The organism is Bradyrhizobium sp. BR 10261, from assembly GCF_019455395.1.
In the GTDB taxonomy this organism is placed as follows: Bacteria; Pseudomonadota; Alphaproteobacteria; order Rhizobiales; family Xanthobacteraceae; genus Bradyrhizobium; species Bradyrhizobium manausense.
The window spans coordinates 141,335-155,901 of sequence record NZ_JACOFQ010000015.1 but is presented as its reverse complement, the minus strand read 5'-3'; the positions used below and the strand labels follow the sequence as shown (position 1 = coordinate 155,901).

Here is a 14,567-nt window from a genome sequence, read left to right as displayed (position 1 = left end):
GCTGCATGCGAGTCCGCGGTGTAGAGGTTGGCAATGACCGACGACACCCACTCCTTTCGCAGCGGAACGCTCACCGCGACCGTCAAGGCGTACGGCGCCGAGCTCTGCTCGCTGAAGGGCGGCGACATCGAGTTCCTTTGGCAGGCGGCCCCGGAATGGCCGCGTCACGCGCCGCTGCTGTTTCCCATCGTCGGACGCCTTGCCAATGACGAATTGCGGCACCGGGGCAAGACGTACCGGATGACCCAGCACGGCTTTGCGCGCGACAGCCGATTTGCATGGGGGGCACGCGGAGAGAACAGGTGCACGCTGGTGCTAGAGGACAGCGAGGCGACCCGCGAGCGCTATCCGTTCGCGTTCCGCCTGACCGCGACCTATGCGCTCGATGATGCCGGTCTCGATCTCATCCTCGCGGTCGAGAACACCGGAGGCGAGACCCTTCCGGTGTCGCTCGGTGGCCATCCCGCTTTCAACTGGCCGCTGCAGGCTGGCGTGCCGAAGGAAAGCTATGCGCTGACGTTCACGCATGAGGAGCCGTCGCCGATCTGCCGTGTCGAGGGCGGGCTCCTGCTCGCAGCTGCGGATCCCAGCCCGGTCCGAGGCACCGTGCTCCCACTGTCGGAGGCCCTGTTCACCAACGACGCAGTGATCCTCAATCCCGTCAACAGCGCCGCGGTCCGCTATGCGGATGGGCACGGCACCGGGCCCTGGCTCAAAATGTCCTGGCGCGGCTTTCGCGAGCTCGGCATCTGGTCGAAACCATCGGGTGCGTCGTTCCTTTGCATCGAGCCCTGGCGCGGCTATGCCAGCCCCGTCGGCTTTGACGGCGAGTTCACCGACAAGCCAGGGCTGATGCATATTGCGCCCGGTGCGGAGGAGCAGCTCTCGTTCCGGATCGATGTCGGCACGTCCTAGAGCACGATCCGGAAAAACGTGAAGCGGTTTTCCGAAAAGATCATGCTCAAACAAAGAGCTAAAGCGCGATGACGATTCAGCCCAATCTCATCGCGCTTCAGGCGCTCACGCCTCGATCCGCGTGAGGTCCTCGCCGAGAGAGGCCATTGAGGACAAGACGGTCGTTCACCCGAGGAACGATGCGCGGCTTGTTCGGCAGTATGGGCTTGATGGCGATCCATTCATGATCGGCAAGCTCGTAGCCCATGATTCGAGCTCCCAGTTTGGACGCTTGAATCCCAGGGGGCTGACCAGACGCAACGCTTCCGGGCAGGTCCCCTATTGGACGCATTCGTTGGCCTCGTCCAAAAGCCATGCCACGAATGCCTTCACCCGAGCATCGCTTGCCAAGACCGCAGGCCAGCGCACGAGGTGCACCTTCGACGACGGCATGTCCCAGGTCTCAGGCAGCACGCGCACAAGGCGGCCGTCGATGAGCGCGTCGCGCGCGAGGAGTGAGCGCGTGAGCACGACGCCGCTGCCTTGAAGTGCGGCACCGATCGCGGTCGCCATGTTGGCATAACGTAGTCCGACCGGCGGCGGCGCGTGAAGGCCAAGTCGCGCGAACCACGTCGACCAGGACCACTCGGTTCCCGCGTTCGCGTCTGCGCCGGCCCCTTTATGGATCAGCGGCAGCGCGGCGATGCGCGTCGGGTCGTCGAGCGGCGCGGACGGCAATAGCCGCGCGTGGCAAACGGGGAAGACCTGCTCGCGGAACAACACGCGCTGCGTCGAGGTCTCGCGTGCCTCGCCCTCGAGCAGCCAATGGATCGTGATGTCGAGATCGAGCTGGATCGCTTGCGCCGTGCTTTCGACGATGATCAGTTCGATCGGCGTCGATGGAGCCTTGAACATCGGCAGACGTGCGACGAGCCAATAGTCGGCGAGCGCGGCGCTGACACCGACGCGCAGTGGGCCATTGTTGGCCGCAGCGCGGCATCGCGCGCGTAGCTCTCCGAGGCCGGCGAGGAGTTCCGCGAGGCCGGATGCAAGCGCTTCACCCGCGGGGGTCGGCCGCATGCCGCCCGAACTCCGCATCAGCAGCGGCAAACCCATAAAGTCTTCCAGCCGGCGCAACCGGTGGCTCACTGCGCTCTGCGTTACGCCGAGGTCGCTTGCTGCGGCGGTGACGCTGCCGAGACGGTGTACGGCTTCGAACGCAATCAGGGTATCGAATGGAGGTTGGGCGGTCATGCCGGCAATATGAAGCAGATTCATGCCGAGTTGAACACTCGGCATACGCCGGGAGCGCAAACCGATGATAACTAAAGCGCGATGCGACCAGGATGCATCGTCATCGCGCTTTGGGTTATTGTTTGAGCATGATCTTTCCGGAAAACCGCTGCGCACTTTTCCGGATCATGCTCTGCGAGCACCGCAGCTCCTCTGCGCGGCACTTTCCCGGTTCGACAGAGGATTTGTGAAGACCGCAACCGCCCTATGCGCTCGTGACCTTTCCGTTGCCCTGACACTCGGCCTCGGTGCGTTCTTCACGAATCTCGACGTCACCGCCGTCGTCGTCGCGCTGCCCGCGATGGCGCGTACACTTAGCTTCGGCGTGGCCGGAACGGCGTGGGTGATCGATGCGTATTCGCTCGCTTTCACGGGCATGCTGCTCGCGGCTGGGGCGATCGCCGATCGCTTCGGTCGCCGCCGCGCTTTGCTGTCCGGCAATCTGATCTTCCTTGTCGCTTCCCTCGCTTGCGGCCTTGCCTGGGACGGTCCGTCGTTGTGGCTCGCCCGTGGCCTGCAAGGCATTGGCGCAGCGTTCGTCGTCACAGGCGCCTTGGCGCTCGTCGCCAGCGCGTTCCCGGACGCCGCCGTCAGAGCACGTGTGTTCGCCTTGATGGGCGTCGTCTCCGGTGTCGGGATGGCCGTTGGGCCGACGCTCGGTGGCGTGATCACGGCTTGGATCGGGTGGCGCTGGATCTTCTTCATCAACGTCCCGTTCTGCGTGGCTCTGGCCATTGCGGTGCCGCGGTCCGTCGCCGAGAGCCAAGCCGCGGAGAAGCGCCCGCTCGATAGTGTCGGCGTTGCCCTGTTGACGACGGCGCTCGCGATGCTGATTGACGCGACGATGCGCGTACGTGCCGACATGATCGGTGCCGCGTGCCTCGGCGGCGCGGCGCTTCTGCTGTTGGCGGGCTTTGCCCTTCAACAGCGTCGGCGCGCGGTGCCGCTCCTCGACCCGACCGTGTTCGGGACGCGCGCGATGACCGGCGTCGGCCTGCTGCTGATTGCCGTCTCCGTCAGCTACTGGGCCATCCTTGTTTATCTGCCGCCAGCGATGCAGAGCGCATTCGGCTGGCACGCCAATCGTACGGGCCTCGCTCTGATCGTTGCAACCGCACCGATGCTGATCGTGCCGCCAATTGGCGGCCACCTCGTGATGCGCATCGGTTGGCGCCGGCACTTCGCGCTTTCTCTCGCGATACTCGCAGTCGGTGATCTCCTTTTGCTTGCATCCCTTTGGCGCGCATATGCGGCCGAGACCCTCGGACTTATGCTCGCGGGCATGGCAGCGATCGGCAGCGGAGCGGCGCTCGCCCACCCGCAACTTTCGGGCGCCCTGCTTGCGCTCGCCCCGCCAGACCGTTCCGGCATGGCCTCTGCCATGACGATCGTGGCGCGGCAGGGTGGCTTTGCGCTTGGGATCGCTGCGCTGGCCGTAGTTGGTGGCGGGCAAGCCTTCGCGGCCATTTTCGCGACCGCGGCCTCAACAGCAGTCTTGGGCGTCCTTGCAGCGATCTTCCTGCTTCCCGCCGATCGGTGAGCGTGATCCGGCTTGACCCGCGAGGGTCGGCGAGGCAAGCCGCATTGAATTATGGACGTCGGCGAGCATCGATGCGCTGCATGAGAAGTGTGGGGCAATTCATAGTAACACTTCAATACCGTGACCTATATTGTTCGGGCGACACAACGCGCCTAGTATTGCGGCAGGCAATTTCGGGGGCTCGAACAAGACGTGAATGTTCGTTCACAGGACAGCGCATCACGCGGCCATTTGAATCTTCAGGCCCAGTCGCAGGCACACAGGACATCCAACATCGTGGCTGATTCCGCACTTCAGGAATTGCGGCCGGTCGGGCGCGAGCGGCTGATCGTCGTCGAAGACGATCCCGTGACGCGAACGATGCTGGTCGGCTATTTCAGCGAGAACAATTTCGACGTGGTCGGTGCCGGCACCTGTGCCGAATGCCGCCAGGCGCTGCGCGCGCGCACCGACCTGGTCTTCCTCGACGTGCAATTGCCCGACGGCGATGGCTTCGAGCTCGCCAAGGAGATCCAGGCGACCAGCAACGCCGGCATCATCTTCGTGACCCGCCGCGACACCGACGTCGATCGCATCCTTGGCCTCGAGATCGCCGGCGATCATTACGTCACCAAGCCGATCAATCTGCGCGATCTCTTGGCGCGAGCGCGCAGCGTGCTGCGGCGGCGCTCGATCGACCGCAAGGCGGCGCGCAACCACAATTCGATCGCCTTCGGCGACTGGATCATCGACCTGACGCGGCGCGAGCTGCTGGGCAGCGACGGCAAGCCGGTGGCGCTGACGCGTGCCGAGTTCGACCTGCTCGCGGCCCTCGTCGGCGCGGACGGACGGCCGCTCAGCCGCGACTATCTGATCGAAGTCGTGAGCAACCGCCAGGCCGAGGTCGACATCCGCACCGTCGATGCCCTGGTGGCGCGGCTGCGCCGCAAGCTCGTCAGCAGCGACACGCCCGTCATCGCCACCGTCACCGGCGTCGGTTACCAGCTCGCGCTCAGCGAGCGCCTCTAAAGCATGATCCGGAAAAGTGCGAAGCGGTTTTCCGAAAAGATCATGCTCAAACAATAACCTAAAGCGCGATGACGATTCCTCCTAATCTCATCGCGCGTCAGCCAGCAATGCCCGACGGCCGTCGCGCCGGCCGGGGGCCTGGCCATCACCGTCTGCTTCAGCCGCTGAACCCGACCAAAAACCGGATGGCGATGAAGGTCGACGTGGCCACGGCCGCCGTTGCGACAATCGCAAACAAAACTCTCAAACCGTTGTGCATGGTCTCTATCAGGGGTTACGCAAAAACACTCTTGGCTAAATCGCTGCAGCTACCCCGAAAAGGACCCGAAAAGGGGAGCATCCGCAGTATTCCATCGACCATGACGGTGTCGTCAAGGGCTGGGTCCGGGTCGTGACGAATGACCGTTAACGCGAGGCCGTCCGCTTCCACCTTGCCTCGATGCGGGCCTTGATGCGGCTGATCCTGGCCTCATGCGCGGCCCAATAGGCCCGGCTTGCGGCGGCCGTGCCCCTGGTGTAGCGGGCATAGACGTCCTTGGGCTGGGCCAGCCTGGGCCGCGTCTGCGGCTTTTCAGCTCTGGCCGATGTCGTTGCCGGTGCTGGCGCCGTTGTGGATTCCGGCGCGGGTGCCGAGGGTGGGGCGGCTGCATCAGGGGTGACCGCTGCCGTCGACTTCATCGCGAGCAGCCGGTTGCGCGCGCGATTGCAGTAGACCTGCGAGCGCGGGCTGATCTCTTCTTCGTTGTGGCTGGCCCGATATTTCATCAGCGTGCGGCAGAGGTCGCCGCCGGTGAGGCGCCAGGCGCGGCTGAGATGAAGCACGCCGTAGTGGATGTTGATATCAGGCTCGGCGAGCTCGGCAGCGTTTCCCCTGAACCCGAGCGCCGCCGCGGTCTCGAGCCGCAGCTGCATCAGGCCGAGCTGGCCGGCGCTGCCGACGACGGCCGAGTTGTAGCCGCTCTCGACGAAGACGACGGCCTCGGCAATGTCGGCGGGCAGAGTGGTCCTCGCCGTCTCATGCTCGATGATCTTTCGGATCTCGGCTCGCGACGTCACGGTTTCGCCTGCGCCGAGGCCGGCATTTTGAGTGGGGATCGCCGCGGTCGTGCCGACGTCGTCCGTGGCGCGCTCCCTGGCGGCATCCTGGGCCTGCACGCAAGTCGCCGCCGACAGAAGCGCCGCGACCACGATGCCTCGCCACATCGCGCTGGAATTCGATCGTACCCGGCTCCGCAACATGAGGTACGTCGTACATCTTCCGAGTTAACAACCGATGTGTTGCCGGCTAGTTGTGCTCAACAATTCTTGAAATGTAAGGTCGTTCACACGCCTCGCTCCGCGATCGGATCATCGTGCGCGTCGTCGGTACTGGCCGCATCCCGCGTCCGGATCGATCCACGGTGAGCAAGGAGCCAACATGAGCAACGCAGCAAACAGGGAAGAGATCGTCCGCAAGTTCCTGGGGTCGAAGGTGTTCGACTTCAATGCCTTCGGAAAATTCGTTGCCGAGAACGGCGCGAGCATTGCGAGTGCCAGCGAAAGCGAGTTCGGCTTCGTCGTCGGCAATCGCTTCATCCGTTACTGCATCCCGCCGGTGGTGGAAGTGGAACAGGGGATCAATCCGGCCGCTATCCGCAATGAGGTCACCGGTCGCTGACCCGGCCCTGAGGTGCGCTTCCGGCGCGGCCACGATCTCGCTTTGGTCCATCAGCTCCCGCACTCTCCCTCTCGTGAGGCGCCCATGCCAAATCTGCAGGATCGGACTGCCGCGCCGGGTTGCAACCGCATTGCGGCCGGCGCCGCGAACGCCGCGGAAGTTGCCCAGGATCTGCGGCGACGCCTGCAGCTCGCCGTGCGCATCGCCGAGCGGACGCTCCAGTTTCTCGGCAAGGACGGGTTCGACGGTGCGGAGGTCCCGGACGGCAATTTCGCCGCGGAAAAGCCGCTCGCCGAAACCGCGATGCTGCTCTATGTAGCCGCGCGCTACGCGCCCGATGTCGGCACAGCGGCGCCGCTGCGAGATCTCGTGCCCTATGCGCGTTCGGAGCAGATGCGCTGGGACGTCGTACGCTATCCGTCGGTCTGCCTCCAGCTCGCGACGCCGCACATCCTGCTGAGTGCACTCGGCCACGCCGACCCGGGCTTCGACGAGCTGCTGGCGCGAAGCTGGTCGGCGTCCGCGCGCGCCGGGCACGAAGTGGTGCCGTACCGCGAGCTCGAAGTGCTCTGGTTGGATGCGCTGTGGCGCAGCGAGCGGCCGGGCCCTGTGTGTGAAGAGATCGCGCGCAGGACCGCGCTCGGAAATCCGATCGATCTGTTGAACGGCACGCGCGATGACGCCTATGCGCACACGCATGCCCCGATGTATGCCACCAATTTCGGGGCGTGGCAGGTGACGTTGCCGCGGCCGAGCGGCGAGTTTCTCGACGAGGCAGGGTCTGTGCTCGCCCGGGCGCTGGTCGTCGAGGACTATGACCTTGCGGGCGAAGCGCTGATGGCGTGGCCGCTGTTGTCGTCGCACTGGAGTCCGGCCGCTGCGTTCGGCTTTCGCGTTCTCGCCTCGCTGGAGGACAAGGTCGGATTTCTCCCTGCAGGACGCTCGGCGTCGGGCCGGATCCAGCGGTTGAACGGACACGACAAGACCAGATGCGCGCTCGCGACCTCCTATCACACGGCTTACGTGATGGGCATGTTGTGTGCGGTGTCGCTCAGGGACGGTATGGCGTCGCCCTTCGACATCGCAGGTGCCGCATATCAGATGGATATCATCGAGATGTTGTATGCCGCGATACCCCGGACAGGCGCGCATTGGGAGAACGTTTTCCAGTCGCTGGATGCGCGCGAGCAGATGGCGCTGGCGCCGTTTCTGCTCGATGTTGCGCTGATACGGTCGAGCCGCAGCGGTGACGCCGCACGGATGGTGCATCTGCTGCAGACGGCCATCGCGCACGGCATGGCGAACACCGCGGTGTGCAGCCAGTCGGCCGAGTATCTCTCGCGACTGGGCGCGATGGTGGATGGCCGGCACGCAGTCTCGCGCCTATCGCGAGCGTGAGAGCTGGTCCGTGGCCATCCCCTGCACGCTGCCGGAGGCGAGCTGGTCGTCGACGGCATAGAGTGTGCAGGTCGGCGACCATTTCATGCAGGCCGCGAGCGAATCGCGCTGCGCCTCGTCCACGGTGCTGCGCCCCGAACGCCAGCCGTAGCCGCCGTTCGGCGACACCGCGAAGGCCTTGTGCGGCACGGTGCTGTCGAGATAGCGCGCGAACTCGGCTTTCGCCGCGTCGTTGAAATGAGCAGGCGGCGGCAGCGGATCAGGCAGGCTCAGCACGTCGTGGCCAAGCCCGCGCTCGCGCAGGAAGGCGTCGATGTAGGGCGTCCATTGCGGGCGGGCCGCCACGGAGTAGAGATAGTGGCCGTCATCGCCGTAGGGCGGCGCCGCGACGAATTTGGCGGCGCCGCCGCCGGCGCGAAATCCGTCATAGAACCGGCGCGCCAGATCGGGTCCGAAGTACAGGTCGTTGGTTGCGTAGACCCACAGCATCGGCACGCGCGAGGTCTTGCCGAAGGTCGCGAAGGCCTGCACCAGCCCCTCCGGATTGCAGACGTCGTCATCGTCGCGCGAGCCGCGGCCGCCGGCGAAGCTGATCGCGGCAACGAGGCCGCTTGGCGCCTGCGCGGTCAGCGCGACGGTGGCGAGTCCCCCGGCTGAATGGCCGGCCGCGATCATGCCCGTGGTGGTGACGTCGGTCCTGCGGCTCATCGCATCGATCGCCGCGCGTAAATCCGCGACCGCGATCGCCGCTGCCGGCAGATAGGCGGCCTTGGCGCAGCCGCCGACGCTGTCGACGCGTCCGCCGGGCGAGGTGCCATAGCCGCGCCGCATCACGATCAGTGCAGCAAAGCCGCGCCGGGCATATTCCAGCGCGATGCCGTAATATTTGTGCGCCGACATCGTTGCGCGGTCCTCGAAGCTGCGCGGCGAGCCGTGGCTAAGCAGCGCCAGCGGATAGCGCTTGGTGCCCGCGGGGCGGACCAGGAACGCCTCCAGCCCCTGCGGTCCGGCCTCGGCCATCGGGATGCGCAGGTCCTCGGTGTAGAACTGGCCGGCGTTGGCGCGAGCCCCAACCCCCGCTATGGCGAGCAGGATGAGCACGGGCAGACGCCAGCGCGCAAAGCCCATGGTGGATGATTCTCCGTGGCCGTTGCGGATCATAACAGAACCCGCATGACCCGGCGAACCGGCCTCGTTCGGATCGCTCTAACGTCCGCCCCGATCGTTCACTTCAGCGTCTGGAGATAGGCGATGACATTGGCCCGATCTGTGGGGTTGGCCAGCCCCTTGAAGAACATCTTGACGCCGTGGACGTCGCCGCGGGGATCGGCGAGATAGGCGTCCAGCGCTGTTGGCGTCCAGGCCTCCTTGTTGGCCTTCATGGCATCAGAATAGGCGAAGTCCGGGACAGCGGCAGGCTTGCGGCCGACGACATTCCAGAGGCTTGGGCCGACCTTGTTCACCCCGATCACCACCGCGTGGCAGTTCTCGCAGGTTTGCTGGAAGACGGCCTTCCCCGCCGCCGGATCGCCCTCCGCGGCGCAGGCCGACGACGCGGCGCTGGCCAGCATGAGCGTGAAAAACAGACGTCCAATCATGGTGATCGCCCCAATCACGGGATCTTCAGGTGTATCCTGCAGGTCCGCCTTCGTTCATAAAACGGGGAGCATCGTGCGCCGCGCCGGGCAACGGCGTCCTTGTCCTGAATCAACCGATATCCGGCACCAAAGTACGAGATCGCCATCTGCGATTTCCGATGGATCGCCCCGTGGAGGATCGGCGTTGTCGATTGATCGTTGATCTGGCATCTGGCCGGCCCGCCAACCGGCTTGGCGCGCTCCCGGCCGATGCTATGGTGGGCCGCAATCCCTTTAAGGACAGGACGAGGATATCCCAGTGGCAGATGTTCATCCCGCGGCGGGCAAGCTGGTTTCGCCGGACGCGCTCGCCAACATTCCGCGGCTCGTGACCGCCTATTTCGCCGGCAAGCCCGATGCGGCCGACCCGGCGCAGCGGGTGGCGTTCGGCACGTCGGGCCATCGCGGCACCTCGCTCAAGAACACCTTCAATGAAGGCCATATCCTGGCGACCACGCAGGCCATCTGTGACTACAGGAAAGAGAAGGGGCTGACCGGTCCGCTCTTCATCGGCATCGATACCCATGCGCTGGCCGAGCCGGCGCTCGCCAGCGCCGTTGAGGTGTTCGCGGCCAACGGCGTCGAGTTGATGATCGACAAGGACCACGGCTACACGCCGACGCCCGTCATCTCGCATGCGATCCTGACCTACAACAAGGGCCGCAGTAGCGGCCTTGCCGATGGCGTCGTCGTCACGCCCTCACACAATCCGCCTGAAGACGGCGGCTACAAATACAATCCGCCGCATGGCGGCCCGGCCGATACCGACGCAACCTCCGTCATCGAAAAGCGCGCCAACGCCTATCTTGCGGATGGGCTCAAGGGCATCAAGCGCATCGACTATGCCAGGGCGCTGAAATCGTCGACCGTGCACGGCCATGATTACATCACCCCTTACGTTGCCGATCTCGGCAGCGTCGTCGATCTCGAGCTGGTCAAATCCGCCGGCGTCAACATCGGCATCGATCCGCTCGGCGGCGCCGCGGTGCACTACTGGCATCCGATCATCGCGCGCTACGGCCTGAAAGCGACCGTGGTGAACGAGGCGATCGACCCGACCTTCCGCTTCATGACGGTGGACTGGGACGGCAAGATCCGCATGGACTGCTCCTCGCCTTACGCCATGGCGAGCCTGATCGCGATGCGCGACCGCTTCGACGTCGCCTTTGCCAACGACACCGACGCCGACCGCCACGGCATCGTGACGCGCACCGGCGGCCTGATGAATCCGAACCATTATCTGGCGACCGCGATCTCCTATTTGTTCGCGCACCGCCCGAACTGGGGCAAGGATGCCGCGATCGGCAAGACCGTGGTGTCGAGCTCGATCATCGACCGCGTCGCCAGGAAGCTCGGCCGCAAGCTGGTGGAGACGCCGGTCGGCTTCAAATGGTTCGTCGATGGTCTGCTCACCGGCGGCTTCGGCTTCGGTGGCGAGGAGAGTGCAGGGGCCTCGTTCCTGCGCCGCGACGGCACGGTATGGACCACCGACAAGGACGGCATCATCCTCGGCCTGCTCGCCGCCGAGATCATGGCCAGGACCGGCCGCGATCCGAGCCAGTTGTTCGGCGATCTCACCGCCGAGTTCGGTGTGCCCCATTACGCCCGCATCGACGTCGCCGCCACCGGGCCGCAGAAGACCATTTTGAAATCCGTCACGCCGGAGCGGCTTGGCCTGAAGGATCTCGCCGGCGATCCGGTTCGCTCAACATTGAGCAAGGCGCCAGGCAACGGCCAGCCGTTCGGCGGCATCAAGGTCGAGACCGACTACGGCTGGTTCGCGGCGCGGCCGTCGGGGACCGAGGATGTGTACAAGATCTACGCCGAAAGCTTCCGCAGCACCGAGCACCTGAAGCGGATTCAGGAAGAGGCTCAGGCGGGGCTCGCCAAGGTGTTCGCGGCTTAGGGACCTACGCCGAGCGCTCCCAAGCTGCCGCTCCGAGAGGGAGTGCTCGCCGCATCCCTCCGCTGTCATCACCCGCGAAAGCGGGTGATCCAGTACGCCGCGGCCGCAGTTGTGTGAACCCAATGACCGCCGCGGCGTATTGGATTCCCCGCCTTCGCGGGGAATGACAGCTGTTCCATATGTATACATCAATCCAACTATAGGTATTATAACACTCAAATTATGGGCTTGAACGGCACCGTCCTTGAGTTATTGTATACATAACGCATACAACAGCCCTGGGAGATCGCCCATGACAAAACCCTTTCCCATGAACGCCTGGTACGCCGCCGCCTGGGACGCGGAGGTGAAGCCGGCCCTGTTGCCGCGCACGATCTGCGGCAAGCATGTCGTGATGTACCGCAAGGCCGACGGGGCGGTGACCGCGCTCGAGGATGCCTGCTGGCATCGTCTGGTGCCGCTGTCCAAGGGCCGGCTCGAAGGCGACACCGTGGTCTGCGGCTATCACGGCCTGAAATACAATGCGCAAGGACGCTGCACCTTCATGCCGTCGCAGGAGACCATCAATCCGTCCGCCTGCGTGCGCGCCTATCCCGTGGTCGAGCGTCACCGCTATGTCTGGCTCTGGATGGGCGATCCCGCACTCGCCGATCCCGCGCTGGTGCCCGACATGCACTGGAATCACGATCCCGCCTGGGCCGGTGACGGCAAGACCATCCGCGTTGCCTGCGACTACCGCCTCGTGCTCGACAATCTCATGGACCTCACCCACGAGACCTTCGTGCACGGCTCCTCCATCGGCAATGATGCCGTTGCCGAAGCGCCGTTCGACGTCACCCATGGCGAGAAGACGGTCACCGTGACGCGCTGGATGCGCGGCATCGAGGCGCCGCCGTTCTGGGCCAAGCAACTCGGCAAGCCCGGCCTGGTCGATCGCTGGCAGATCATCCGCTTCGAGGCGCCGTGCACCATCGCCATCGACGTCGGCGTGGCGCCTGCGGGTACCGGCGCGCCTGAGGGTGATCGCTCGCAGGGCGTCAACGGTTTCGTGCTCAACACCATCACGCCGGAGACCGAGAAGACCTGCCATTATTTCTGGGCCTTCGTGCGCAACTACCAGATCGGCGAGCAGCGCATCACCACCGAGATCCGCGAAGGCGTCTCCGGCATCTTCCGCGAGGACGAGCTGATCCTGGAGGCGCAGCAGCGCGCCATGGACGAGAACCCGGACCGCATCTTCTACAATCTCAACATCGATGCCGGCGCGATGTGGATGCGCAAGCTGATCGACAGGATGATCGCGAAGGAAAACGGACCGCAGCATCTGCAGGCCGCGGAGTAGGGCATGGCCGAGCTCGACCGCTCCGTCTCGCAGACCGTGAAGGCGCAGCTCGCGCTGCGCGACCAGATCCTGTCCGGATCGTTGCGTCCAGGCGAGCGCATCTCCGAGCTTCAGGCGGTGGAAACCACCGGCGCCTCGCGCACGCCGGTGCGCATGGCGCTGGTGCGGCTGGAGGAGGAGGGGCTCCTGGAGGCGATCCCCTCCGGCGGCTTCATGGTGAAGGCGTTCTCCGAGCGCGACATCTCCGATTCCATCGAGCTGCGCGGCACGCTGGAAGGTCTCGCCGCACGCTTTGCCGCCGAGCGCGGCGTCTCCGCGCGCGAGCTCGAGCCGCTGAAAGAGTGCCTGGCCGCGATCGACGAGCTGCTCGGCCAGGTGCCGATTTCGATCGAGGCCTTCTCGTCCTATGTCACGCTGAACGCGCGCTTCCATGCGCTGCTGACCGAATTGTCGCGCAGCCCGCCCCTGATCCGGCAGATCGACCGCGCCTCCGCGCTGCCGTTTGCCTCGCCCAGCGGCTTCGTGATGGCGCAGTCGGCGCTGCCGGAGGCGCAGCAGATCCTGATCATCGGCCAGGAGCACCACCGCGTCGTGATCGACGCGATCGAGAACCGCGAAGGCGCGCGGGCCGAAGCGATCATGCGCGAGCACGCGCGGCTTGCGGTGCGAAACCTGCGGCTCGCGCTGCGCAACCGAACCCATCTCGACCTCTTGCCGGCGCTCGCGCTGATCAAGACCGCAACCGATTGAGGGCACCATGCGCTTCGTCGAAACCTGGATTCCCGCAACGCTGGTCGCGACCCGCGATCTGTCGCCCGGCATCCGCGAATTCCTGATTCTGCCCGACCAGTTCGACGGCGCAGCCTATCCGGTCGGCAGCCACATCAATGTCAGCGTCACAATTGCCGGCCAGCCGGAGACGCGGTCCTATTCGCTGGTCGGCGAAGCGACCTCGCAAGGCTTCAAGATCGCGGTGCGCCGCGCCGAGGATTCGCGCGGCGGCTCGCGCTACATGTGGCAGCTCGCAGCCGGCGCGCGGCTCGACATCACCCGGCCGGCTTCGCTCGTTGCCGTCGACTGGGAGCGCGACAACTATTGCTTGATCGCCGGGGGCATCGGCATCACCCCGATCGTCGGCGCGGCGCAAGCGCTCGCGCGCCGCGGCGCCAACGTCACCCTGCATTATGCCGTGCGCAGCCGCGCGGATGCCGCCTATCTCGACGAGCTCGCCGACATGCTCGGCGACCGCCTGGTCGTCCATGCCAGCGACGAGGGCAGGCGGCTCGATCTCGACGCGCTGTTCGCCTCGCTGCCCAAGGGCACGCTGACGCTGTTCTGCGGCCCGATGCGCATGCTCGATGCCGCGCGCCATGCCTGGATCGGTGCCGGCCATCCGCTGTCCGATCTGCGCTACGAAACCTTCGGCTCCAGCGGCACGCTGCCGACAGAAGCGTTTCGCGTGCGCCTGAAGGATTCCGATGTGGAGCTCGAAATCCCGCGCGAGCGCTCGATGCTCGACGTCCTCAACGCCAGCGGCTTTGAGGTGATCTCCGACTGCAAGCGCGGCGAGTGCGGCCTCTGCGCCATCGACGTCGTCGCTGTCGAGGGCGAGATCGACCACCGCGACGTCTTCTTCAGCGATCACCAGAAGCACAGCAACACCAAGATCTGCACCTGCGTCTCGCGGGCACGTGGCACCATCACCGTGGACACGCTGCTGCGGGCGGATGCGGTTTGAGGGCATCTACGCCGCAAAAATCGCCTGCAACTTCTTCGCTGTCATGCCCCGGCTTGACCGGGGCATCCAGTACGCCGCGGCCTCTCGGCTCTATCACAACCGTCTCGGCGTACTGGATCGCCCGGTCGAGCCGGGCGATGACAGCGGTGCGTTA

General features: G+C 65.3%; 13 protein-coding genes and 1 pseudogene. 9 read left to right on the top strand and 5 right to left on the bottom strand.

The window, feature by feature from the left end:
* The first annotated feature begins 33 nt into the window (after positions 1-33).
* Positions 34-915, top strand: coding sequence for an aldose 1-epimerase family protein (locus HYH07_RS19445; protein WP_220003998.1), 882 nt, complete (start codon positions 34-36; stop codon positions 913-915).
* Between the two features lie 139 nt (positions 916-1,054).
* Here the strand turns inward: HYH07_RS19445 and HYH07_RS19440 are convergent.
* Positions 1,055-1,162 (bottom strand): annotated as a pseudogene (locus tag HYH07_RS19440) (IS5/IS1182 family transposase); the annotation flags it as partial.
* A gap of 71 nt (positions 1,163-1,233) precedes the next feature.
* Positions 1,234-2,148 (bottom strand): LysR substrate-binding domain-containing protein, encoded by a 915-nt coding sequence (locus tag HYH07_RS19435; protein WP_220004025.1) that lies wholly within the window; start codon positions 2,146-2,148, stop codon positions 1,234-1,236.
* Between the two features lie 64 nt (positions 2,149-2,212).
* On the opposite strand from HYH07_RS19435, the gene HYH07_RS19430 reads away from it, so the two are divergent.
* Both HYH07_RS19430 and HYH07_RS19425 read left to right on the top strand, forming a co-directional pair.
* The gene (locus tag HYH07_RS19430; protein ID WP_220003996.1) at positions 2,213-3,727 is read left to right on the top strand and encodes an MFS transporter; all 1,515 of its coding nucleotides are present in this window, start codon (positions 2,213-2,215) and stop codon (positions 3,725-3,727) included.
* Positions 3,728-3,919: 192 nt separating this feature from the next.
* The gene (locus tag HYH07_RS19425; protein ID WP_220003995.1) at positions 3,920-4,735 is read left to right on the top strand and encodes a response regulator transcription factor; all 816 of its coding nucleotides are present in this window, start codon (positions 3,920-3,922) and stop codon (positions 4,733-4,735) included.
* Between the two features lie 405 nt (positions 4,736-5,140).
* Here the strand turns inward: HYH07_RS19425 and HYH07_RS19420 are convergent, their stop codons facing one another.
* The gene (locus tag HYH07_RS19420) at positions 5,141-5,923 is read right to left on the bottom strand and encodes a transglycosylase SLT domain-containing protein (protein ID WP_312016685.1); all 783 of its coding nucleotides are present in this window, start codon (positions 5,921-5,923) and stop codon (positions 5,141-5,143) included.
* 229 nt (positions 5,924-6,152) lie between these two features.
* On the opposite strand from HYH07_RS19420, the gene HYH07_RS19415 reads away from it, so the two are divergent.
* Together HYH07_RS19415 and HYH07_RS19410 are read left to right on the top strand one after the other, a co-directional pair.
* Positions 6,153-6,392: a hypothetical protein gene (locus HYH07_RS19415; RefSeq protein WP_057756882.1), complete on the top strand. Its 240-nt coding sequence runs from the start codon at positions 6,153-6,155 to the stop codon at positions 6,390-6,392.
* 84 nt (positions 6,393-6,476) lie between these two features.
* Positions 6,477-7,790: a DUF6895 family protein gene (locus tag HYH07_RS19410; RefSeq protein ID WP_220003993.1), complete on the top strand. Its 1,314-nt coding sequence runs from the start codon at positions 6,477-6,479 to the stop codon at positions 7,788-7,790.
* On the opposite strand, the gene HYH07_RS19405 is transcribed toward HYH07_RS19410, so the two are convergent.
* On the bottom strand, positions 7,776-8,918 hold the full coding sequence (locus HYH07_RS19405) for a S9 family peptidase (RefSeq protein ID WP_228749648.1): 1,143 nt from the start codon (positions 8,916-8,918) through the stop codon (positions 7,776-7,778). The genes HYH07_RS19410 and HYH07_RS19405 overlap by 15 nt on opposite strands.
* A 98-nt stretch (positions 8,919-9,016) precedes the next feature.
* Positions 9,017-9,388: a cytochrome c family protein gene (locus HYH07_RS19400; RefSeq protein ID WP_220003991.1), complete on the bottom strand. Its 372-nt coding sequence runs from the start codon at positions 9,386-9,388 to the stop codon at positions 9,017-9,019.
* A 298-nt stretch (positions 9,389-9,686) separates the two neighbouring features.
* On the opposite strand from HYH07_RS19400, the gene pgm reads away from it, so the two are divergent.
* The 4 genes from pgm (at position 9,687) to HYH07_RS19380 (ending at position 14,413) form a co-directional block, all read left to right on the top strand.
* Positions 9,687-11,333 carry a phosphoglucomutase (alpha-D-glucose-1,6-bisphosphate-dependent) gene (pgm, locus tag HYH07_RS19395; protein ID WP_220003990.1) on the top strand — a complete coding sequence of 549 codons (1,647 nt, stop codon included), beginning with the start codon at positions 9,687-9,689 and terminating at the stop codon, positions 11,331-11,333.
* Between the two features lie 292 nt (positions 11,334-11,625).
* Positions 11,626-12,675, top strand: a complete 1,050-nt coding sequence (locus HYH07_RS19390; protein ID WP_220003989.1) for an aromatic ring-hydroxylating dioxygenase subunit alpha — start codon at positions 11,626-11,628, stop codon at positions 12,673-12,675.
* A gap of 3 nt (positions 12,676-12,678) precedes the next feature.
* On the top strand, positions 12,679-13,425 hold the full coding sequence (locus tag HYH07_RS19385) for a GntR family transcriptional regulator (RefSeq protein WP_220003988.1): 747 nt from the start codon (positions 12,679-12,681) through the stop codon (positions 13,423-13,425).
* A gap of 7 nt (positions 13,426-13,432) precedes the next feature.
* A complete protein-coding gene (locus HYH07_RS19380) occupies positions 13,433-14,413 on the top strand; it encodes a PDR/VanB family oxidoreductase (protein ID WP_220003987.1) in 981 nt (326 codons plus the stop codon).
* Positions 14,414-14,567: the final 154 nt, after the last annotated feature.